This is a genomic window from Spirosoma sp. (genome assembly GCF_048594605.1).
In the GTDB taxonomy this organism is placed as follows: domain Bacteria; phylum Bacteroidota; class Bacteroidia; order Cytophagales; family Spirosomataceae; genus Spirosoma.
Genome location: NZ_JBMDWV010000366.1, coordinates 1 through 23,906, shown reverse-complemented (window position 1 = coordinate 23,906; position 23,906 = coordinate 1). Strand labels below are relative to the sequence as shown.

18 protein-coding genes are annotated in these 23,906 nt (G+C 47.6%); 11 read left to right on the top strand and 7 right to left on the bottom strand.

Annotation, left to right across the window (positions count from 1 at the left end; genetic code table 11):
- Positions 1-61: 61 nt before the first annotated feature.
- From ACOJS8_RS22920 to ACOJS8_RS22910, 3 genes are all read right to left on the bottom strand, one after another.
- Complete coding sequence (locus ACOJS8_RS22920) at positions 62-1,624, bottom strand: Rne/Rng family ribonuclease (protein WP_420150889.1); 1,563 nt, start codon at positions 1,622-1,624, stop codon at positions 62-64.
- Between the two features lie 391 nt (positions 1,625-2,015).
- A complete protein-coding gene (locus ACOJS8_RS22915) occupies positions 2,016-2,864 on the bottom strand; it encodes a tetratricopeptide repeat protein (RefSeq protein ID WP_420150888.1) in 849 nt (282 codons plus the stop codon).
- 70 nt (positions 2,865-2,934) lie between these two features.
- Complete coding sequence (locus ACOJS8_RS22910) at positions 2,935-3,237, bottom strand: HU family DNA-binding protein (protein WP_046577075.1); 303 nt, start codon at positions 3,235-3,237, stop codon at positions 2,935-2,937.
- 176 nt (positions 3,238-3,413) lie between these two features.
- On the opposite strand from ACOJS8_RS22910, the gene mutY reads away from it, so the two are divergent.
- From mutY to gldE, 3 genes are all read left to right on the top strand, one after another.
- Complete coding sequence (mutY, locus tag ACOJS8_RS22905) at positions 3,414-4,466, top strand: A/G-specific adenine glycosylase (protein ID WP_420150887.1); 1,053 nt, start codon at positions 3,414-3,416, stop codon at positions 4,464-4,466.
- 72 nt (positions 4,467-4,538) lie between these two features.
- Entirely contained in the window at positions 4,539-5,072 is a 534-nt protein-coding gene (locus ACOJS8_RS22900; RefSeq protein WP_420150886.1) for a single-stranded DNA-binding protein, read from the top strand.
- Positions 5,073-5,113: 41 nt separating this feature from the next.
- Positions 5,114-6,469, top strand: coding sequence for a gliding motility-associated protein GldE (gene gldE / locus ACOJS8_RS22895; protein ID WP_420150885.1), 1,356 nt, complete (start codon positions 5,114-5,116; stop codon positions 6,467-6,469).
- A 72-nt stretch (positions 6,470-6,541) separates the two neighbouring features.
- Here the strand turns inward: gldE and ACOJS8_RS22890 are convergent, their stop codons facing one another.
- Entirely contained in the window at positions 6,542-8,575 is a 2,034-nt protein-coding gene (locus ACOJS8_RS22890) for a T9SS type A sorting domain-containing protein (RefSeq protein WP_420150884.1), read from the bottom strand.
- Positions 8,576-8,767: 192 nt separating this feature from the next.
- Positions 8,768-9,850, bottom strand: coding sequence for an LBF_2804 family protein (locus ACOJS8_RS22885; RefSeq protein ID WP_420150883.1), 1,083 nt, complete (start codon positions 9,848-9,850; stop codon positions 8,768-8,770).
- 186 nt (positions 9,851-10,036) lie between these two features.
- On the opposite strand from ACOJS8_RS22885, the gene ACOJS8_RS22880 reads away from it, so the two are divergent.
- On the top strand, positions 10,037-11,149 hold the full coding sequence (locus tag ACOJS8_RS22880) for a DUF3500 domain-containing protein (RefSeq protein WP_420150882.1): 1,113 nt from the start codon (positions 10,037-10,039) through the stop codon (positions 11,147-11,149).
- 87 nt (positions 11,150-11,236) lie between these two features.
- Positions 11,237-12,841, top strand: a complete 1,605-nt coding sequence (locus ACOJS8_RS22875) for a S8 family peptidase (RefSeq protein WP_420150881.1) — start codon at positions 11,237-11,239, stop codon at positions 12,839-12,841.
- A gap of 99 nt (positions 12,842-12,940) precedes the next feature.
- Here ACOJS8_RS22875 and ACOJS8_RS22870 read toward each other — a convergent pair whose 3' ends face one another.
- Positions 12,941-16,990 carry a S8 family serine peptidase gene (locus tag ACOJS8_RS22870; RefSeq protein ID WP_420150880.1) on the bottom strand — a complete coding sequence of 1,350 codons (4,050 nt, stop codon included), beginning with the start codon at positions 16,988-16,990 and terminating at the stop codon, positions 12,941-12,943.
- 179 nt (positions 16,991-17,169) lie between these two features.
- Here ACOJS8_RS22870 and ACOJS8_RS22865 point away from each other — a divergent pair, with 179 nt between their 5' ends.
- The 4 genes from ACOJS8_RS22865 to ACOJS8_RS22850 all read left to right on the top strand — a co-directional run bounded on the left by ACOJS8_RS22865 (position 17,170) and on the right by ACOJS8_RS22850 (position 21,475).
- Positions 17,170-18,618 (top strand): DUF1800 domain-containing protein, encoded by a 1,449-nt coding sequence (locus tag ACOJS8_RS22865; RefSeq protein ID WP_420150879.1) that lies wholly within the window; start codon positions 17,170-17,172, stop codon positions 18,616-18,618.
- A gap of 54 nt (positions 18,619-18,672) precedes the next feature.
- On the top strand, positions 18,673-19,878 hold the full coding sequence (locus tag ACOJS8_RS22860) for a DUF1501 domain-containing protein (RefSeq protein ID WP_420150878.1): 1,206 nt from the start codon (positions 18,673-18,675) through the stop codon (positions 19,876-19,878).
- A 219-nt stretch (positions 19,879-20,097) separates the two neighbouring features.
- Positions 20,098-20,577, top strand: coding sequence for a 5-(carboxyamino)imidazole ribonucleotide mutase (gene purE / locus ACOJS8_RS22855; RefSeq protein WP_420150877.1), 480 nt, complete (start codon positions 20,098-20,100; stop codon positions 20,575-20,577).
- Positions 20,578-20,665: 88 nt separating this feature from the next.
- Positions 20,666-21,475: a LysM peptidoglycan-binding domain-containing protein gene (locus ACOJS8_RS22850; RefSeq protein ID WP_420150876.1), complete on the top strand. Its 810-nt coding sequence runs from the start codon at positions 20,666-20,668 to the stop codon at positions 21,473-21,475.
- A gap of 53 nt (positions 21,476-21,528) precedes the next feature.
- Here the strand turns inward: ACOJS8_RS22850 and ACOJS8_RS22845 are convergent, their stop codons facing one another.
- Positions 21,529-22,386 (bottom strand): DUF481 domain-containing protein, encoded by an 858-nt coding sequence (locus ACOJS8_RS22845; RefSeq protein ID WP_420150875.1) that lies wholly within the window; start codon positions 22,384-22,386, stop codon positions 21,529-21,531.
- 95 nt (positions 22,387-22,481) lie between these two features.
- Between ACOJS8_RS22845 and ACOJS8_RS22840 the strand changes: the two genes are divergently transcribed.
- A complete protein-coding gene (locus ACOJS8_RS22840) occupies positions 22,482-23,450 on the top strand; it encodes a Gfo/Idh/MocA family oxidoreductase (protein WP_420150874.1) in 969 nt (322 codons plus the stop codon).
- Between the two features lie 93 nt (positions 23,451-23,543).
- Positions 23,544-23,906: AIR synthase related protein (locus tag ACOJS8_RS22835; RefSeq protein WP_420150873.1), on the top strand; the 363-nt coding region annotated here is incomplete at its 3' end.

The window sequence follows — 23,906 nt, the reverse complement described above, 5'->3', positions numbered from 1 at the left end:
AACTTTATATAAAGTTTGGCCATTTACTTTTTGATGCGTATGGTAAAATTTTACTACGACGTTAAGATATGTTGCTAACTTCGATTTCTTCTCCAGACTTATGAAAGAACTTAAAGTTAACCATTCCTAGGGAGCTGTCCTTAATAAGTTTAACCCAAGTCTTATACCTTACATACCATTGCATCTGTTTTGAGTAGACGCCTTTAGTGTAATAAGCGTACAAAAATGGGTTCATAGAAATAGATATACCCCGTTCATTCTGTTTGGTTAAAATATAATCAAGGTTATTTTCTATTACATCCGTTACCAAAACGCTGGCCTGAATTGTGCCGGTACCGCCACAGGTCGGACATACTTCACGAGTAACTATGTTCATCTCTGGCCGAACACGTTGACGTGTGATCTGCATCAGGCCAAATTTCGTCAAAGGTAAGATTGTAAACTTTGAACGTTCGGGCTTCATTTCGTCGCGCATGATATCTTGCAGAAGTTTTTTATTTTCTGCTTTTTTCATGTCGATAAAGTCAACCACAATGATACCGCCCATATCACGCAAGCGAAGCTGGCGGGCAATTTCTTTCGCAGCCTCCCGGTTAACACTAATAGCCGTAGCTTCCTGGTCTTCTTCTGAATTTGACTTATTGCCACTGTTAACGTCAATAACATGCAGCGCTTCAGTATGCTCAATAATCAGGTAACCACCGCCAGGCAAACTCACTGATCGGCCAAACAGCGACTTAAGTTGTTTTTCTAAACCTAAAGCTTCAAAAATCTTTGTTTTTCCTGTATAAAGCTTAACAATCTTTTCTTTATCAGGGGCAATGGTATGGATATAATTGCGAATCTCATCAAACGACTCTTTCGTGTCGACAGTGATACTCTCGAATGATTCGTTAAGCATATCACGGAGGATCGACGAGGCTCGGTTCATTTCGCCTAAAACTCGGTCGCGAGGTTTAGCTTCAGTAAGGTTTTTAATTGCCTGATCCCACTTGGCCAAGGAATTCTGCAAATCACGATCAAGCTCTTCGACGTCTTTATCCTGAGCTACAGTTCGTACTATAACGCCGAAATTATGCGGTTTCAAAGACGACATCAAGCGCATTAACCGCGACCGCTCGGCACGGTCAGTAATTTTTTTGGAAAGGTTTACGCCATCGGAAAATGGCACGAGAACTAAATAGCGTCCCGCTATCGAGATATCGCAGGAAAGGCGTGGACCTTTGGTTGAGATGGGTTCTTTAACCACCTGAACCAAAATTGGAGCATTTTTCGTCAGAACCTTATCGATCTTTCCAATTTTATCGATAGTTGGCTCCAGTTGCATATCGCTAAGTCGTCCAGTAGTGACACGTTTAGCGATTACGTCTTTAATAAGCTTGTTTAGCGAATTGATATTCGGTCCCAAGTCCTGATAGTGCAAAAAACCATCTTTTTCATGACCAACATCTACAAAAGCAGCATTTAGGCCTGATGAGAGTTTTTTAACTATTCCTAAGTAAAGATCGCCAACTGTGAAGCTGCTGTCTAACTCTTCTTCGTGATACTCCAGCAATCTCTTGTTCTGCAAGAGCGCGATCCGATCACCTTTCTGAGTCGAACTGATAACTAATTCATTACTCACAAGATGAATGTACGGTTAAGAATGGCTATAAAAAAAGAAAAAAGCCACGTACGGGCTTTGCAGACCGGCACGAGGCTTCTAGTAAAACAGTTTCCCGTTCAAGTTCCAGATTTTAAATACTGATACGTTATTTAAAATCTGGAACTTGAAACCCGAAACTATTTCTTCTTATGCCGGTTTTTTCTGAGCCGTTTCTTCCGTTTGTGAGTGGCAATCTTGTGCCGTTTCCGTTTCTTACCGCAAGGCATAGTGCAATACAGTTTAATAGTTAAAATAGGTGTCGGCCGACCGACCGGTCAAGCCCAGTAAAGTTGTATAGTTTTAAGTTAAAGAGCTATAAAGTTTTACGTTGGTTTTACTGACTAACTTTATGTCTTTTCAACTGTATAACTCATTTAAGCCGCTCTTCATATTCGCGAATAGCCGCCAGAATCTGTGGATCTTTTTCCTGCTGTTTTACCTGTTCCAATACTTGCTTTGCTTCAGCCTTCTGACCAGCCTCTGCCAGACTAATACCCAAGTAGAATTGAGCTTTTCGACTAGATGGATTGTTAACCAAAATTTGTCGGAAACGCTCAATAGCCCGTTCATACTGATTTGACCGCATTGAAAGCAGACCTAAATTGAATAAGGCCAGCTCGTTGGTTGGGTCCTGCTGTAGCACCTCCCGCAACATCATTATGCCCTGCATTGGCGTGTCAGTATTGACGTACGTCATAGCCATATTGGCCTTTGCCGACAGCAAATTCGGATTTTTTGCAAGAGCTTTCTGGTAAAATTCGCGAGTTTTCTGACCCGTTAATGCCGTTTTTTTATTATCAACGGCAAATGTATATGCTTCAAAATACTGATCGCCTGCTCGTAACAGATTTCGTTCTGTTGGTTGAGCTAATGCTAATACCTCTGCGTAATGAGCGGCACTATCATAGCGATTAATTTCATGAAAAAGCGTAATCAGTTTCTCTCCAATGGCTTCCTTCTGTGAAGAACTGGCGGCTGTAAAATCAGCTTTTAGAGCTGCTACACGCTTCTGCTGATCAGCTGATAGAGGCTTCTCATGCATAGCAGCTTCCCCTGATCCGTTTGTTCCCGAACTGTGAGAGTCAGTAGACCCAGGCGTTTGCGTAGCGCGGACTCCTAATTGCTTGTTTTCGTTCCGCACAACTACTTTAGGAAGGCTGTAGAGCCCCGCCGTTAGAGCAGCTGACAAAATAATAACAAGCAAAACAGGTTTGTTCATGAGAAATGATCATTGCAACGCAAACGCCTGGACTAACGTACCAGTGCGCAGCCATTTTGAGGCAAATTGTTTACTCAGCCGTTACTTTGGCTTTGTCGCTGGTTTTTACTTGTTCAACAAAAACCTTGGCGGGCTTGAAACTCGGAATAAAATGCTCGTCAATCACCATAGCAGTGTTTTTCGAAATATTCCGGGCTACTTTTTTGGCTCTTTTCTTATTGATGAAACTGCCGAACCCTCTCACATAAATGTTCTCTCCCTCGGCCAGCGAGTCCTTAACTACCGAAAAGAATGTTTCCAGCGTGTTTGTTACTTCTGCCTTGTCAATTCCGGTTTTATCGGAGATCTCGGCAATTACGTCTGCTTTTGTCACGACTTCTTAAACTTTAACGTTTACTATGTTGTTGAAAATTGGGGCCTCAAAAATGGGAGCACAAAGGTAGGGGTTTCCCATAAATTATAAAACTCTATGCTTCCGTTTTTACTGGTAACGACGTATTTTTCTGTTTTATTTTGAGTTGGCAATCAGACATTAAGCATACCGAAACCATGTTTGCCTCTACCCTCGAACGGTGGTACGAGCATCATAAACGCGATTTGCCCTGGCGCCATACACGCGATCCTTATCGTATTTGGTTGTCCGAAATAATTCTCCAACAAACCCGCGTTGCGCAGGGAAAACCTTATTACGAACGTTTCGTTGCTGCTTATCCGACAATAGTCGACATGGCTCGTTCGGAGGAGCGCGAATTGCTTCGTCTCTGGCAGGGCCTTGGATACTACTCCCGTGCCCGGAATCTCCATCAGACTGCTCGTTACGTAACTGATCAACTCGCCGGTAAGTTCCCTAATACGTATCGTGACTTGCTGAAAATGAAGGGTATAGGCACATATACGGCCGCTGCTATTGCTGCGTTTGCGTTTGGCGAACGAGTGCCGGTTGTTGACGGAAACGTGTATCGGGTACTGGCACGTGTATTTGGCGTTGCGGAAGACATTACAACCACGAAGGCTAAGAAAACATTTGCTGCTCTGGCCATACGCCTGATTGAATGGGCAGACGACCCCGCTACGTATAATCAGGCCATTATGGAGTTTGGAGCGATTCACTGTACGCCCGTGGCACCTGATTGTTTGTTATGTCCGCTTCAACAGGAGTGCGCTGCTTATCAGACCGGGCGCCAGCATCAGTTACCTGTTAAGTCAAAAAAAGCACCTGTACGAGAACGGTTCTTTACGTATCTGGTTTTTCGTAATAATGGAAAAATTGCATTGCGAGAGAGGATGGATCGAGATATATGGCAGAATCTGCATGATTTTTATCTGGTCGAATCGGATGAGCCGAAAGCGGAACTAAGAGAGCTGCCGATACCGGAATCGATTAATTCATTGCTGCAGCAAGCCACCTCAACCGCTCCTCCATCCGAGTTTACGCAGCTACTTTCGCATCAGCGAATTCGGGCTCGATTTCACGAGTTGGACCTTCCCGATCACGCAATTGGAAGTTTACCAACTGGTTTACAATGGTATACCCTGGAGGAAACTAATCACTTACCAAAGCCGGTTTTGATCACAAACTATTTGGACAGGATGCTTGGATAACCCATTAATTTTTAGTATCTTTAGTCTTATTAAAGCACGTACATTTTCATACGTAACCAACAAAATAAGAGTATGGCAAGTCTTAATAAGGTAACACTAATCGGTAACTTAGGTGCCGATCCTGAAGTACGGTATCTGGACGGGGGAGCTGTAGTCGCTACGTTTAATGTGGCAACCACCGAAAAGTTTACTAACCGAAATGGTGAAAAAGTAGAGCAGACAGAGTGGTTTCGAGTTGAACTGTGGAATGAACAAGCCAAAGTGGCTGAGAAATATCTAAAGAAAGGCAATTCCGTTTATGTCGAAGGTCGGCTGCGGACAGAATTGTGGACTGACAAAGAAGGTAAAGAACGCACGTCGCTACGTGTCCGTGCTAACACGATGCAATTGCTTGGTAGCCCGACCGTCGACCGGCCGGACGAAGGTTATTCTGAGGCTCCGGCTCCCCGTCAGCAGGCAGCCCCTGCTCCACAAGCTGCGCCGGTTGAACAACGGCCTCGTCAGCAGGCTGCGCCTGTAGCTCAGGCCGCACCGGCTCCACGGCGACGTGAACCGGATCCAGTACCTTTTGAGAGCAACAGTGGAGATGACGATTTGCCGTTCTAATCTACATAGTTTGCTCTATTGTTGAACGAGATTTGATTTACATGGACCCTGGTGATCCTCTTCCTCGACAGGTGCTCCCAGCTATAGATAGCTGGGGCACCTATTTTGATTTATATGGACCTTATACGGTTCTGGTACTATTGCTGCTACTGCTGGCTAGTTTAGTGTCAGCTTCAGAAGCGGCCTTCTTCTCTCTTTCGCCCGATGATCGGTCCTACTGCCGCGATAGTAGCCATGCCGATGAACAACGGATTGCCAGCCTTCTGGAGCGCCCTAAGCGGTTACTGGCGTCGCTGGTTATATTCAATAACCTACTCAATATTGCCATCGTTGTTATTGTCACGTATTTAACCTGGCGTTTTCTGCAGGCGTCAAACAATTCAGGGTGGATAGTCTCAGGCGTTACTCTTTTTATAACGATAGCTATTGTACTTTTCGGTGAAATCATCCCGAAAGTTTACGCCAGCCAAAATAATCTGATAGTTGCCCGACGGACAGCACGACTGGCTCAGATTGGCTTAGCTGTATTCCGCCCATTAGCCATGTTACTGGTTAACCTTAGCAATCAGGTTGATCGCCGGATTGAGCGACGTGGTTACAAACTATCCGTAGAAGAAATCAGTCAGGCGGTGGAGTTGACAGGTAGCAATGCAACGGTAGAAGAAAAAGAAATTCTGAAAGGCATTGTAAACTTTAGCAACCTAACCGCACGGCAGGTAATGCGGACAAGACTGGATATATCTGCTGTAGCGGACGATTTATCGTTCGGCGAGTTGATGGATCAGATCAACGCTTCAGGTTATTCACGGGTGCCGGTCTACAAAGAGTCGCTTGATCAGGTTGAAGGCATTCTGTACATTAAAGACCTGTTGCCACATATACATCAAGAGGATTCTTTCCATTGGCAGACGCTGTTACGGCCCGTGTTTTTCATCCCTGAAAATAAAAAAGTTGACGACCTTCTCCAGGACTTCCAGAAACGACGTGTTCATATGGCTATCGTAGTAGATGAATATGGTGGTACACGCGGTTTAATTACACTGGAGGATATAATTGAAGAAATTTTCGGAGAAATCAACGACGAGTTTGATGACGAAGCGCCCATTGGTTATCGACGGGAGGACGAACAAACCATTGTATTTGAGGGGAAAGTGCTGCTAACTGACGTATGCCGCATACTGAATATTGATGCAACAACCTTTGAGACAGTACAGGGAGACAGCGAGTCGCTGGGAGGATTATTGCTTGAATTATTCAGCCGATTACCTCAGGCAGGCGATCAGGCATCTTATGCCGGTTTTTCGTTTGAAGTGTTGTCTGCTGATGACAAACGTATCAATGAAGTACGGGTTAAAAAAACTAATCTGGTGGAACAGCCGCAGGACAAATTAAAGTAAGCTATAACGGCCAGCAGGAAAGACGACACAATCAACCCGCTCGAAAACGAATAGTACGTTCAGTACAAATAATTATCGACGTATAAGTAACTGTTTACTGAAAAGATGATCCGCGCTTTGTAGTTGCAGGCTATACAAGCCGGTGGATAAATCTACCGTTAGGGGTACATTGATGGCTTGATTAGCTACTGCGTTAATACGTTGTTGCCAAACATTTTGACCTGTCATCGTAGTAATTGTCAGATTCCACTGGCCACTTCGGGGGAGATTCAGATTCAACGAGGTTCCATCGTTCGGATTAGGGTACAATACGGGTTGAGGGAGAGGTTCATCCGTATTGGCCAGTACAATGTTGTTGCTGAACACAACCTGACCATTGGGCTGCTCAAGCCGAATTCGATACGTGTTTTCTTGCCCTGAACTCTTGACAGAATCTGTAAAAGCATAGAGATGACTAAGTTGTCCATCATATATGCCGTTTACTTCACCAACGGGCTGATACGTTCCTGAGTCATCCCGGCGCTCGATAAAAAAGCGACTCCCTGCGGGTTCTTGTGCCGTGAGCCAATAAACCTGAGTGGCTGTTTCGCCTTCTTCGGTCTGGACGCTGATGAACGGATTAATAGACCGGTTGGAAGAAATAACCTGAAACGGTAACGAAGGTGAGCCTGCCAGAAGAGGATTTGAAGCAACTACGCGCAGGTAATAACGACCACTGCTAAGTGTGTCTGGCAAAATGGCCTGGATGGAGGAAGCGCTTTTCCCGCGTCCGACTTCCGTTACGTACCATCCTTTAGCATTCAGCAGCTGAACAGACACCTCATTATTTCCGGAGAAACCAATCGTTTCGTACGGAACGGTCAGGCTTGTTCCGGCCGGAATCTCGGAAGGTACCAAACCGGTCTGAATAAATTGCAGGGGTTGATGCGGTTTCGATTCTTTGAAAAACTGATCCGATAAATTTTTATTCCAGGACGTAGCGCACTCCGTAATTCCCTGAATACCGTTCGAAATGTTTTCAAAGTGGCCGTGCGATGGTCGTGGAGACTGGATCAGATCGGTATCTGGCCCTTCCCAAACGTTGTTGTCAGGCGTGGCTGCCAGCTTAATCTGGGCCTGAATGATATCCGCACTGGGCGTGGGGCCAGCGGGCGTAATTGAACATCGGGCTACTACCCACGTCATATTCCGGCCAAAATCCGCCCGGCTCTTATCAATAAGATCCTGAACATCCAATCGGTAGGTATCGCTCGGTGTACGTAGCGGAACGGCGTCCGATTCGCCATGATGCCATAAGATAGCCCGGAGACCAAATTGACTATTATAATACTGCAGAGTATTCCGAAGATTAGAATAAGGCTGCAAAAAAGGCCAGATGGTACTATTGAAAATATTTTTTGCCGGAATGCCATTTGCGGTATTGCTCCAGTTTTCGGCTACAGTTGCTGGAATCGCTACGTTGAAAAAAGCAACGGGTACGTTGTATCGATCGGCAATATGATCGCCTAACTCACCCCAATACCAGGCCGTTTCTCCTGTTGGAAAAACCAGGCCAGTTCCACTCATTGTTGAAAAGGAAGGCGTAGGGAAAGGCTTATCGGACGATTCGAGCGCGTTATCTTTGTTCCAGAACCGATTCCATGCGTTAAATGCAACCACTCGTTCAGAAGCTCCTTTAGCCCCCAGATTAGGCAACCCCATTGCATTGGATTGACCGGCAACTACAAATACTTCACCAATACCCACTGAGGGTACGACGGCATTACTCACCGTTTTTTCTTTTCGTATACCACGTACCTCTAACCGAAAAAGACCGGCTGGAGCGGTTAAACTACCTTTGAAAAAACCATTTTTAGGCTGATCATGCAAGAGTGTCCAGTCGACAGAAACCCGGTTTGCCACTACGTTTGTTGGAACAAGGCGGGCTTCTATCCGGTCGACGGGTATGGAAAATGTGCCGGCAATGTAAAGCGTCGCTGTATTCTGCTGGTTGCGCTGCACAACCATGCGAGGAAAGGGATATGTAATGGATAACTGAGCGAATACAGACTGAGTTACGAAAAAGCAGTAACCCAGAATAAATACAGTTTTCCTAAAAAGAGGCATGCCCAAAAAACATCAGTAGCTAATCTTACAAAATTACGTAATTAATTAACACAGAAGCTATTCTATTCTCTTTGTATGATTAGCTTTTTTGGGCGCTTCGTTCGGGTGTCTTGGATAAATTAAGTTTCCTGAATATACAATAACTGTTCTTTAGTTCCAAAAATAAGCAGCATTACCACCACTTGAGCCAGCCTATACCCACAGTCCACGGCCCTGGTTGTAGTCGCTTCCTAAGCGTTGAATATCGGTAATTGAATACGTCAAAAAACCTTTACTACGTAGCTCCCTTAGTCGACGCTTCTCTAACCAGGAAAGTTTGCCATCCACCAGAACCCCGAAAATAATGAGTCGTTCCAGGCTGCGACGTACAGATTGAGGAGCTGCGAGCACACGCTCAGGAAAGTCTCCCGTTAATGGAGCATCGATGCGTAGTTTAAAGCGATCCATTAATGTTTCCGTGAGCAAAAAATGAGCGTAGTTGTACTGTCGCTTTAAAATCGCTACGTATTGCAAGGCCTCCAGAATCAACGGACGAAATTCATCATTTTTGCCCCACTCATCGTGTAGCTCGTGCACGAATTCACGAATGGTTGTTGGCGCCATAACCCGGACTTGAGCTTCGTGCAAAACTTGCCAGGATGCCCAAGCGTTCCATAAAGCGTAAATTGGCATACCGGCCAAATCCGTTAGCTGACGTAGTGCATATCGGCCGATAAAACGTTTTAGCACAAACTTTAGCAGAAAATTGCTTAATGCAGCTTTTACGATATTGAGCAGAAAAAATAAATTCAGGCCCCAGCGGGGGTTATTCAGATAGGGGTCAATTCCAAAGCGCAGTATTCCCTGGGTGTTTTTTTCAAGGGTGGCATTGGCAAGCGCCTGTAAGTGTCGGTCGTATTGAGCATCATGAGCGCTCGGGAATTGGCAAACCTGCATAATGGTCTTTACACCCCGTAAATTGAGCGCAATAAGCAGATTTACCTCAATATAAACCAGAAGTATACCGTATAACGTAGTGATAAGTGGTAAGTCATAAACCGTACCAAATAAAGGAACTGCCGTACGGACGAATAAATCAGGCCAAATGTACTGGGGCCAATAAAGCAGCAAAACCCCCGCTATGCCTAGAAAGGCGGCCACTGTCAGTGTGATAATTTTTGTTCGTCGGATAACACGGCTTTCAACGGGATTCAGTACGTATGGCTCGTCGGCCGGATGAGCTGAATCGAGTGCCTGGCGCAGGTAACGTAAAGCTAAATGGTCAAACGGACCCATTCTATCGTTTCTATCGTTCGGTGGGCGACTGGACATCATTGAGGTCTTTAACTGTAACTAGGTAGCTTATTTTGTTAAACTACCAAATGGCCCTGGTTGTTAACAAATAGGACATATATAATCCGCTGAATACAGGTAAATGGTAAGGCCTATCTGCTTTACTTGCTGCGTACTAAGTCCCTCAACATGAAGCAATTTCTTTTTTTCTGGCTCCTGGCCGGGCAAGTGCTTGCTCAGGCTGTTTCGTCTCCTAAAGCTACACCCGCTCAGCAACGTATTAAAGATGAAATGCTGGACGCGGCAACGGCGTTTTTAAGCTCACTCACACCTGAACAGAAAAAGCAGGCGACCTTCCCGCTGGATGATGCTGAGCGATTCAACTGGCACTTTGTTCCTCGCGAACGGAAAGGGTTGCCGCTAAAACAGATGACTCCTGATCAGCGAAAAGCGGCAATGGCAATGCTGAAAACGGGCTTGAGTGATCAAGGATATGAGAGAGTTACCTCCATCATCGACATGGAAAACGTACTGCGCGTGATTGATAACCGCCCACCCAACGATACGTACCGTGATCCCGAGAATTACTCGTTTACCGTGTTTGGTGAGCCAGATGCTAAAACACCCTGGAGCTGGCGAATTGAAGGACACCATCTGTCGCTGCAATTCCTGTCGCTGACAGGGCAAGTGCTGGCACAAACTCCTACATTCTTTGGTAGTAATCCGGGGGTATTAAAATACGATACCCAGATGGCTGACAAACGCATGTCCGATCCACGCGTGAAAGATCTGCCCCAAAAGGGAAAAGAAATCCTGAAACTAGAGACAGAACGCGCTTTTGCACTCCTCAAAACGCTGGACGCTGATCAGCGAAAAAAGGCCGTCATTGCGACAGTGGCTTATCCTGAAATTGTTACAAGTAACAAGCGTAAGGCATCGCTCGAGAAAATGGATGGATTGATGCTGTCCGAAATGAACGCCGATCAGCGGAAACTATTCCTGGATTTATTGCAAGCCTACCTGATCAACTATCGTATTACGTTAGCCAAACAGCAAATGGCAAAACTGGAAAAGTCGGGGCTGGATAGCTTACGGTTTGCCTGGGCGGGTGATCTTACGCCAGAACTGGGCGAAGGAAAAGGATGGTACTACCGCATTCATGGCCCTACCATTTTGATTGAGTATGATAACACGCAGACGAACGCCAATCATATTCATACCGTAGTGCGTGACTTAACCAATGATTTTGGCGAAGATTTGCTAGGCGAGCATTATCGGAACACGAAGCACGCTAAGCCCTGAAATGCACAGACGAAACCGTTTAACAATTTTTAAGCCTCAACTAAGCCGGTTTCTTCTTAATTTGTAAAGATTTTTTGTTGTCAATTTATGAAGAAACTCCTTATCAGCGCGTCAGTGTGCTTGCTTACCCTAGCAGCATCGGCGCAAACAACGCAGTGGCATCTGCTCGATAAAACCGATAAAATCTCCGGTATTGGTGTTGACCGTACATACCGTGAACTTCTCAAAGATCGTAAACCCACTCCTGTTATCGTGGCGGTTATCGATGGTGGTATCGATACGACTCACGAAGACCTTCGCCGGGTTCTGTGGGTAAATCCGAAAGAGATTGCCGGAAACGGGAAAGATGACGATAAGAACGGCTATGTAGATGATATTCACGGCTGGAACTTCATCGGTGGAAAAGACGGACGTAACGTAACGCACGAATCAGCCGAAGCCACCCGGATTTATGTTCAGCTGAAGCCTAAGTACGAAGGGAAAGACCGTAAAACGCTCAAACCCGATGAGCAGAAAGAGTATGATCTGTACACCAAAACAAAGGCTGAAGTTGAAAAAAATCAGTCGCAGTATAAGGCTCAGTATCAGGGAATCAGTCAATTCTACACGCAGTTTTCAACGGCGGTTGGTAATCTCAAAAAAGTACTGAACGTAGCCAAGCTCGATACCGCTACGTTACGCAAAGCCGCCGATACGTTGTCCGATGCCAGCATGAAACGCCCGGTTACGGGTATTCTTCGGTTGTTACAGCAGCAGGGGGCTGCCGATACGGATGTGGTCATGAGCGAACTCGAAAAAGCCAACGACCAACTCAAATCGCGCGCTGAGTACAGCTACAATCCTGAATTCGACGCCCGTAGCATTGTCGGCGACGATCCGAATAACGTGAACCAGCGGGATTATGGTAATGCCGATATTGCCGGAGAACGCCCTGACCATGGCACGCACGTAGCGGGTATTATTGGCGCCGACCGTACTAATAACCTGGGCGTGATGGGGGTCTCCGACGCTGTCCAGATTATGGGCGTTCGTGCTGTGCCCGATGGCGATGAACGCGATAAGGACGTAGCAAATGCGATACGTTACGCTGCGGACAACGGCGCACAGATCATCAACATGAGTTTTGGCAAGGGTTACTCCCCTCAGCGTAAGGCGGTTGAAGAGGCAGAACGTTACGCCCTGTCAAAAGGGGTATTGCTGGTGCAAGCCGCGGGTAACGACGGTAGTAATATTGACACAGCCGCCAATTACCCATCTCCGCGCTACATCGACGGTACAACCATTCCGAACGTGATTACGGTAGGCGCTAGTGCCGAAAATAATGATGCTGATCTGGTGGCTGGCTTCTCAAATTATGGAAAGAAAACCGTAGATGTATTTGCGCCGGGTAAAGACATTTATTCGACCGTGCCGGGCAGCAAATACGAGAACAATAGTGGCACCAGCATGGCCTCGCCGGTTGTAGCGGGCGTGGCTGCGGTCCTTAAATCGTATTTCCCAAAATTGACGTATGCCGATATCAAACGGATCATTCTTGAGTCGGCAACTCCTTATACGACAAAAGTAAAACGGCCCGAATCTGACGAAACCGTCGATTTTGCGTCGCTGTCTAAAACGGGAGGAGTAGTGAATTTATACGAAGCGGTGAAACTGGCATTAGCTCAGGAAGCCGCTACTGGAAAAGCAAAATAAACGTAGCGTTGACTTATTAAAGACCGGCCAGTTACTGCTTAGATTGCAGCAACTGGCCGGTTTCATTGTTTAGGTAACGTTGTGAATTTACAAATTGGCTCACTGCTTACGAATCTGCTTTACGTCAATACGTTGCGCCTGACCGTCTTCAACAATTACCAAAAAAGTGCCTGCGGGTAAGTTTGCTACGTCGAGTGTAGTTGAATAGGTTGTGCCATTGCGTAGTAACGTAGCTGAGCGCACGGTTAAACCGCGCAAATCAGTCAGGCGGAGGGTGGGCGCGCCCTGAAGCGACGTTGAGGCTGATACACTAACCGTTAGCTGCTGCGTAGTTGGGTTAGGATAAACGGTCAATGTACCGGTACTAACGACAGGCTCATTGGCCAGAATCGACACATATACCTCCGACGAAATCAGCTCACCGCACCCATTTACGCTTCCCTTAACAGAGTATCGGCCGGTTCTGGTTGCACTATAACTTGAGCTTACGGCTCCAGAAATGGCAATCCCGTCGAGTAGCCACTGAATGTTGGAAACCGCATCCGTCGACAGCATGTAACTGTTAACCGTAACGGTTGGCGTTTGCGCTGCTTTTACCGTAATGGCCACCGCCGACGAACGAACCGGTAAACAACTGTTGGCTACCTGTACTACGTAGTTGCCTGCTGTGGCCGCTTGTAAAGTGCCACTAGTGGCGCCCGCTATGGCCTGGTTGTTCAGATACCATTGATAAGAAAGTCCGGTGCCTGTATTGGCTTGAAGCGTAACACTTGCTCCCTGACAAACACTGACTGACCCATTCGGAGTGATGGTTGCGGTGGCGGCTTCGCCGGTTGCCGGAGTGACAGCTGTTCGTTGCGGACTTGGGCAATCGAGTGATCGGACTTTCAAATTATATAGATAATACCAGGCATCGGTCAACGTATCGGTTGCCGTCGAAGTACGGGCGTAGAGCGACCCTTTAATTGTCACGATGGGCGTACCCGTCTGGGTTTTGAGCTGATAGGGGAATCCCGTTACACCCACGTTACTCCGGAAAATAGATGCCCCATTGCCATATTCAATAGTGATTTTATAATCGCCTGCGTCGGGTATGCGCAGATTTAAGGGATAAATAGCGCCCTGGTCGTTCGGATCGTCGACTAACTGGCTGTTGGTCGTTGCTGTCAGGCTCTGATCGCGGGTAGGGGTAACGTCCAGCGTAACACTCGAAACAGCTGTGTTATCGTACTTACGTACTGTAAATGTCAATTGCCCTGCGCTGCCAATGTAAAGTCGCGCGCTTTCGATGGTAATGGGAACGGCGGTTGAGATAAGCGGAGCTGGACCAAAATTACCACTGTACGATCCTCCACCAAACGCTTTTTTATCGACAGGACCAATCGTTCCTGAAAAATCGTTTAACGTAGCGTAGAATTGGCCACTGGCCGGAATGGCTTTGACAGAAGTCTGATTTCCAGCGGCTAGTAAGTTGCCACCAGTTGGCGCGTCGTACCAGAAAGCCGTTCCTCCACCCGTATTACGTAGTGAAATGAGTGTATCACTGCCGCATTTGCTAGCCGTAAAAAGTCCTGTAAGTGCCGTTGCTGTTGATCGGGTTTCGGTGAAAGTGTTGTTCGCTACGTTTTGATCCGTAGTCAGATTTGTAGTAACCGTAAAACGATACGTTTGCCCAGGTGCCAGTGTGATTCCAGTCCCGCTGGTAAGTGTGAGCAGCGCGTCGCTGAAAGCATTGATTGTCGGAGCCGTACCGGTTAACGTGGCTACGTCCGTATTACCGGCATCTGTGATTTTTACCGTAACGGGTACGTTTGTCTGCCTGGCAGTACCGTAGTTGCGTAGTCGAACGGATACGTTTATCTGCGTATTGCTCAGCCCACAAAAATTAACTTCCGGCGAAATAAGCGCTACTGCGCCGACATCGTTGCTGATTTGCACTACGTTCAGTACATAATCCTGCGTCTCGCCGTTGCTGTAAGAACCACACGAGCTAACCACGTTTGGATCAGCCGTTTCGGTGGCAACAATTCGCAGGCGAATTAATTGGCCGACGGTTACGCTGGCCGGTATCGTTACGTTAGCCGTAAACTGATCGGTATTGTTCAGCACGGCCGACGTAGCAATGGTTTCGCCCGAATCCGTAAAGTTTCCGTTGGCGTTCCAATCCGCAAAAGCTTTTACGATCACACTCTTTACCGAGCCACAGGTGCCCAGCGATACTGTCAGTGGAATAACCTGCCCCGGCTGAATTGTGGTACTGATTTTCGTAAAATCCGTAAACGAGGTGCACCCAGCCGCTCCAGTCTGATTAATGCTACCAAACTGAACCCGGCTAATTTTTGTGTCGGCGGTCGACGTAGCGGCTGATGTACAATAAACTGCGCCACCTATGCCGCTGACAATCAATGCGTAATCTTGCCTGTTGCCGCTAAGCGTTCCTTTGTGCGAAACCACAATCGCGTAACTCTGCCCCGGTATGGCGTTGTCGATACGTATCTGCTCGACGTTATCGCGAATATTATCGCCTGGCACAGCAGCATTGGCGGGGTTGTTTGGGTCAAGCGTCCAGGGTTGGCTTGTGTTAGTGCCGTCACTCACTCGAACGTCCAGATCGTTGACTAAGCGCGGAGTACGGTCATTAACGGCAGTTGTTGCGGTTCCGGCCGGATCGTTCCAGCCGATTGTTACCAGCAGAGGCCCGCGCCCTGATGCCACTACCCGAACCGTGTCGCGCTGGCCTTGGGTGAGTGTACGTTCGCTCAGCAGATGGCTTTTATCTGAATTGCCAATTAGGCGGGCAGCCCGTTCCGTATTAAGCATTCCCCAGCCGTATTTGTAGTCCGGTCCGGGTGTTGGACCCGCTTCATTGGCTGTATGAATCACCAGATCACGTAGCGAAGAAGAACGCATGAAATTACCCGAGTTGAGCTGTGCGTAATACTCCTGCAGAAGCAGCACCGAGCCTGATACGGTTGGCGATGCCATCGACGTGCCGCTCAAACTCTCATAGGCATTGTCGCTGGATGAAGTGCCGGACAGTACGCTAACGCCAATTCCGACAATATCAGGCTTGATCCGTCCATCATCGGTAGGCCCCCAGGCGCTAAAGTCAGCCAGTTTTACATCGCTGGGCGTGTTATAACCGTTTGTTGGATAGCTGATTGCGCCAACTGACAAGATATTCTTTGCTGTACTTGACGTACTGATCTGATCGTAACCGGATTGATTATCACGGGGCAACGTACTGATTCGATTATTATGATTGACCAGCACATACGGCTGGCCGTCGCCGGGGTAGCTACCGTGGTCATTACCGGCGGCCTTAACGATCAGGTAATAGGGAGCGTTGTTGGCAATCTGATCCCAGTTACGGGTCTGGGTGTTGTAGAGGCCAAATTTATAATCGTACGTCTTACTGATGGTTGTATCGCCATACCATTCCCACTGGGTCGTACCTGTCCGGTCGGGATTGTACTGAAATCCGGCCGTTGTGCCGTAAGAATGGTTAGAGACAAGCAGATTCGGTGAAGCTGTTGTCATTTCTGATAGGTCGCTGGTAAAATCCCAGGCCTGTAATTTAGCGCCAAAGGCCATTCCCCTTGCCTGCGCATTCACCCCCGCCCCAATCATGGTTGTTGCTACGTGAGTCGGGTGCTCTTCGTCGGAAACGGTTGTCGACGCCTTGTCCACCTGTGTGATACGTCCCGTCAACTCAACGTGAGTAGCTCGCACAGCTCCACCGTCCCAGATACCCAGTTTGTTCTGGACAGATGCACTGCTTCCCGATAAATTCAGCCCCAGACTACCGCCAGCATAAAGCGATGCTGTGCCCGTTGCGACGGCTATTTGGGCGTTACCTACATTGGTTGTATAATAGATCAGATTGCCCCGCTCATCGACGCCGGCCAGCGCAATAACCTGTCCATTCGATCGAACTTCCCGAAGGGGACGAGCCAGAATTTTAGCGAGCGAAAGGGCGCGATTGTACTCTGTTTCGGACGTTTTCTGAATGGTTTTCCGAAGCGACTCAATTCGCTGGCGTTGTGCCGTTGAATAGGGAATTGATTGAGCCTGCAAAAACGTGATCCTGGTTATCAGAAAAAGAATACCAAGTAGCCAGCTTTTGTAAGACCGTAAACGTTGTTGCATAAATAAAATCAGGTCGGAGAATGGCCCACTTTGAACGTAGTATAGTCAATACGAAAAAGACCTGGATACTGTTGCGTTGTCGATCGCCGTTTCGGAGGATTAACACTTTTTTAATAGCCTCTTGTTTAAACCATCTGGATCATCAACAATCATACTTACCTACCGGACCTGTTTCATGGATGGATACTTTCACAAAACCATTACGGACTGTTTCCCGACTCAGCTATTTATATAATCGCGCGGGATTTGGAGCGACACCCGCCGAACTGGAGGAGACTTCCCGTAAGCCATTGCGAAAAGTGATACGTCAGCTCTTCAAAGACAGCGAATCCGTAACGGACTTACGGGTAGTGGTGCCTGAAGCCAATGAGTCGAAGAAGCAGTTGAAAAATTTGCTACGTAGCGGTCAGCTCGACAAAGAGATGCTGAAAGAACGCATTCGGGATAATGCTGAAAAAGTACGGAACCTGAATCTACAATGGCTCGACCAGATGGCAGCCGGACCAGCGGCTCTACGTGAAAAAATGGCTTTATTCTGGCATGGGCATTTTGCCTGTCGGGCGCAGGGCCGAAACCCACTGTTTATGCAGCAGTACGCTAATACGCTCCGCCGGAATGCCTTAGGCCACTTCGGCGATTTATTGCTGGCGGTGTCAAAAGAGCCAGCCATGCTGCAATTTCTGAATAACCAGCAGAACCGAAAAAACGCGCCCAACGAAAATTTTGCCCGCGAGGTGATGGAGCTGTTTACCCTGGGGCGTGGCAATTATGCGGAGCAGGACATCCGGGAAGCGGCACGTGCTTTTACGGGTTGGCAGTTTACGCCTGAAGGGCAGTTCATTTTTCGGGAACGAGTACATGACGAAGGGGAGAAAACGATTTTCGGCAGGACCGGCGCTTTCAAGGGCGAGGACGTAATTGCCCTATTGCTTGAAAAGAAGCAAACGGCACGCTACGTTACCGCAAAAATCTACCGATACTTCGTCAATGAAACGGAGAATAAAAAACGAATTGATGAACTGGCTGATCAGTTCTTTAGAAGCAACTACAACATTGGTGGTTTGATGGAGAGCATCTTCAGCGCCGACTGGTTTTACGATCAGGAGAATCGGGGATCGCACATTAAATCGCCGGTAGAGTTGCTGGCGGGATTGCGTCGGACACTCCGTGTTCAGTTCGATCAGCCCCAACCGCAGATTTTTGTTCAGCGAACGTTAGGGCAACTGCTTTTCTATCCACCGAACGTAGCAGGCTGGCCGGGCGGCAATAACTGGATCGACTCGTCGAGCTTACTCTTTCGGATGCAGTTACCCAGCTACGTATTAAAAGCCGCCGACATACTCGTAAAACCAAAAGATGAGGCTGATGTGAATACGCAACTGTTGGCCCGGAAAGGGAATAATACGTTTCGCACAACGGTTGGCTGGAATGAGTTTGAAGCCACCTTTGCTAAAACGCCCGATGCTGAACTGGCTGAAGCGATTGCCGTTACGTTGCTTCCCTTTCCGCTACGTCCGGACCAGCGTGCGCTACTTGAAAACCAGGTAAACACCAGCCAGACCCGTTCTGAGCGGATTCAGATGCTAACAACCGCTCTGATGAGTTTACCAGAATATCAGCTCACCTGATTGTCGTTGAGCGAATACGGATTCGGTTGTTAATGTTACCTACTGATTAAAATCATGAACCGCAGAAACTTCCTCAAACAATCGGCTTTAACAACGGCAGGCGGCCTGTTGATTCCGAATTTTCTGAAAGCTTACGAAAAACAAACACTAGGCCAGCGCGTAGCCCCAACCGGTAAGATTCTGGTTATTGTACAGCTTTCGGGTGGAAATGACGGGCTCAATACAGTAGTGCCTTACCGTAACGATATTTATTACCGCGAACGACCAACAATTGCCATCCGTCCCGATAAAGTACTGGCCCTGAATGACGAAATTGGCTTGCATCCGGCCATGCAACCGCTAAAAGCGCTCTATGACGATGGCTTAGTAACGGTCATTAACAATGTAGGATATCCCAACCCCGACCGCTCGCATTTTCGCTCAATGGATATCTGGCAAACCGCCAGCGACTCTGATACGTATCTGCGGACGGGCTGGGTTGGGCGATATCTCGACGCAGCCTGCCAGGGAAACGCGCAACAGCCTTTCCGAACTATTGAAGTAGACGATACATTGAGCCTGGCTATGAAAGGCAACAGCTTGAACGGGCTGGCTGTACTTGATCCAAAAAAATTATACAACCAAACCCGTAGTAGTTTGGTAACCAGGCTGAACAAAGAACGTAGCGCCGATAGCCCTGAATCGGTTACGTATCTGTACAAAACACTGGCTGAAACTGTATCGTCGGCGGACTATGTGTACGACAAAACGAAAATCCGCACGACATCAGCAACTTATCCGAATCATGAATTAGGAAATCGGCTCAAAACGGTTTCGCAACTGATTCAGTCAGGGGTTAGTACGAGCGTTTATTACATATCCATTGGTGGTTTCGATACGCACATTAATCAACCTGGTCAGCAGGAGCGATTACTGCGGCAGTATGCCGAAGCGGTTGGCGCATTTATGGACGATTTGAAAGTGGCTAATCGGCAGAATGACGTATTGCTGATGACATTTTCGGAGTTTGGTCGACGGGTGAAGCAGAATGCCAGCAATGGTACCGATCACGGAACGGCCAGCAACGTCTTTCTGATCGGGGGTGGATTGCCCGCCAGACGCGTGCTCAATGAAGCCCCCAATTTGACAAAGCTGACGGACGGTGATCTGACGTATTCTGTAGATTTTCGACAGATCTACGCGACTCTTCTTCATGATTATCTGGGGGCCGACGACGTAGCGATTTTGGGCCGGAAATTCGATGGAGTAAAAATTGTATGACGGGTTCGACTAGTTTACTGATTTGATGGATACGAAAGCGTGCGTATCTGAAAAGTGCTTTGGGTTGTGGATTTTCGGAATGTGAACGTGCGGTAAGACTGGGAAAGCCTGCTGTTTGCCGAAAAGGCTTCATTATCAAACAAAATTTAACGATGAGGCTGCGCAATTCTCCCTGAATCTCCGTTATTTCGCATAAGAAGTTAATTTGTATTCCGCCGAATGGTAGGTATTATCATGGGTAGCCTTTCCGACCGCAAGGTCATGCAGGAGGCCGCCAACATTCTGACCGAACTGGGTGTCGCCTGGGAAATGGACATCGTATCAGCGCATCGCACGCCCGAAAAAATGGTCGATTATGCAAAAACAGCCCGCAATCGTGGGTTACGGGTTATCGTCGCCGGAGCAGGCGGGGCGGCTCATCTGCCAGGTATGGTAGCCTCACTAACAACACTGCCTGTTATTGGGGTCCCCGTTAAATCTAGCAACTCAATTGATGGATGGGACTCTGTTTTGTCGATTCTGCAAATGCCTGCTGGCGTGCCCGTCGCAACGATGGCGCTCGACGGCGCCCGCAATGCCGGCATACTGGCAGCCCAGATAGTTGGCGCTTTCGACGAAGAAGTAGCCCGTAAGCTAATTCAGTTTAAAGAGGAACTGAAGGAGAAGGTAGCCGACATGAGCCGTCAGTTAAATGGATAGTGAGCAAGTTTAATGAGTGATGATAAAAAACTACTAATGTCTCTTCGGATACACCTGACATTGATCATCATCCATTCTTCCTAAAAATATGGACACCAACGATAAATCATCTAATTCCCGCCAGTCTGGAAATGCCAGCTTACCCGCTATTACGCTGATTGCGCTGGTTGGGCTGATTGCGGCTTTATTATATATTGGTTACGGCTACGTTACCGACGATACTGATGGCTCTGACGAACTGACTAACGTAGCACTCGACACGACGCAGCAACCTCTGGCCCAGCAGGAGGAACCCGAAATGTTGATGGCTCCTCAGGAGGCCGATACGTCGTCGCAGCCTGCGCCAGTCGATCTTTCGCAGGCAACACCCCCCGCAGACGCTCCCGAAGCAAATGCAAAAGCGGAAGAAGTAGCCGAAGAAAACCGCGAGACGACGGATGGTAAACCTGGGCCCAATGAGAAAGAAAAGCCAGTTGTGGTAAAACCTAAAGTTGAAGAAAAACCGAAGGTAGAAACGAAAAAAGAAGAAAAGCCAAAGGAAGAGAAGCCGAAAACAGAAGTGGCAATTGTGAAGCCTAAGGTTAAGGCCGGCGGTGTTGCCAGTACGTATACGGTTGGAAGTGGTGAAACGTTCTACAGCGTAGCCAATCGGTACAACATGAAACTGAGTACGTTAAAAGCGATGAATCCTGACGTAACGGAAAGCAACGTGAAAACCGGTGCACAGCTCAAAGTCAAGGCAATGGCGGTTCATACCGTTGGGCCGGGCGATGTGCTACGTGTTGTGGCTCAGAAATACGGTGTCAGTAAGGAAGCGCTTATGCGTGCCAATAAAAAGACCAAAGATATTGCTAACCGTGGCGAAAAACTGATTATTCCTTTCCCGGAGAAACAGTAAAATAGTCGCAAGTCGTCAGTCAAAAATAGTCGTCAGTTGTTGAGAACTGACGACTATTTTTTCTCGTATACCAGCCCAACCGTAAACCGAAAATCGTTGTTTTGACGACCAGGCACAACCAGACTTTCATACGCATTGGCTACAGTCGAACGCAGACTGGTTGAAGACGTTAATTTTACCTGCAGACTTAAGCTGGCGTTCCAGCGCACGTTGTACTGACCAATAGCCGGTTGATAAAAAGCTGTGTGTGTAATGGTAAAACGGTCTTTGTTAAATGTGTACTCGCCATACAACCGGGCCGAATTACGGAAAATGTTGATGTCGTCCAGCTCAATAAAATCAGTGTATTCCTGCATGAAAACGTCCGTAAGGGAGATGTAAGCCCGTTTTCGGTTCAATAATTTATAACCTGCTCCAGCTGCAACGGTCCATCGCTTCGTAATCTGACGCAGGTTACTTCGCTCATACGACCCAAAGCCCAGATAATACAATCGTTTTTCGTACCGATACGTAGTGCGTAAATCGGCAAACCATTCACGCTCTGCCAGAATGCCGCTTTGGCGACCGTATACAAAGGAAGGATTACTCGACAGTTTAAAATAATTACTTAACTGATAATCAACGGCGCTGGTCAGTTGAAGGAGTGATCGGTTGACATTGCCTGCTGTGAACGTACCGTCGGCTGTGAAGCGGTAACGAAAGGTCCGACTTACGGGCTGGGCTTTCCTGGCCGTGTCGGTTTTTTGTTGAGTACTTGCTTTAACTGAATCAGCTTTGGTGATTTTAGCAGAATCGGGTAAAGAGGGACGTAGCGGATCGGGCTGTTCAACAATCTGAGCTACAGCGGAATAACTTAAAAGAAAACATAAAAAGAAAAGACATAATTGAGCGTATTTCACAGAAAGAGGCATTGTTGAAGCTGCAACTTAGAAAAAAAAGATACATTTGACGACTGGCCTATTGGTCAAATTAGCGAATAGCCTCTCAACCAAACCACTTGTTTCCGATGACTCGCTGGGGAATTTTAGGACCGGGCCGTATTGCCCACAAATTTGCGCAGGACCTGCTTACCTTACCCAATGCGCAACTTTACGCCGTTGCATCAACCGATCAAAACCGTGCCGATGAATTTGCTCGCGAATATTCAATACCTCACGCTTTTGGGTCTTACGAAAGTTTGCTTACCCTTTCTGATCTGGACGTAGTGTACGTAGCAACTCCTCACGTAAAGCACCACGAGAACGTAATGATGCTGCTCAATGGCGGAATAAATGTACTGGGTGAAAAACCGTTCGCCATGAACAGTAACCAGGTTCGTGAAATGGTGGAGACAGCGCGCGCAAAAGGCATTTTTCTGATGGAAGCCCTCTGGAGCCGATTCATGCCCGGTATTCAGCACGCGCTAACGCTGGCTCAGTCAGGCGCTGTAGGAAAGGTGGTAATGGTGAAGGCAGATTTTGGCTTCAAAGCGCCTTTTCTGCCCGGAAAACGGCTTTTCAATAAAGAACTAGGTGGCGGTGCCCTGCTCGATATTGGCATTTACCCACTGTTCTTATCGTACTTAATTCTGGGCAAGCCCACCACAATTAAAGCATCAGCAACGTTCGGAACAACGGGCGTTGATGAGCAGTGTGGTATGGTATTGACGTATGAAGATGGCCAATTAGCCTTGCTGGACACTACGTTGCTGGCAAAAACCGACTGCATTGGCCTGATTCAGGGAGAAACTGGACAGATTCGGATTCATGGCCGCTTTCACGAAACGACAGCCGTAACACTCCAGCCCGAGGACGGCGAGGCTACTACGTACACGTTCGATAGAGAAACCTACGGGTACGATTATGAAGCACAGCACGTCATGCAATGTCTGGCTGAAGGACGTACCGAAAGCCCCCTATGGTCGTTGGATGATAGCCTGAATCTGATGGCTCTGTTAGATGCAGTTGGGGCTGAAGCAGGAATTAAGTATGAATAATGCAAAATGGATAACGGACATTGAGTAATGACTAACAGAAGGTACTTACCTTTGTTCGTTATTTATTGTCCATTATCCATTATTCATTTCTGAATGGATCGTTATGCGCAACGCGGAGTTTCCGCCAGTAAAGAAGACGTTAACAACGCCATCGCCCAACTCGATAAGTGCTTATTTCCGAAAGCATTCTGCAAAATTGTACCCGATACGTTGGCGGGGGACCCAGACTTCTGCACAATCATGCATGCCGACGGTGCGGGAACAAAATCATCGCTGGCTTATCTTTACTGGCGCGAAACGGGCGATCTGAGTGTTTGGCGAGGCATTGCTCAGGACGCCGTTGTGATGAATACCGACGATTTGATTTGCGTGGGCGCAACGGGCCCAATGTTGTTATCGTCGACGATTGGGCGTAATAAAAACCTGATTCCAGGTGACGTGATTGCCGAAATCATC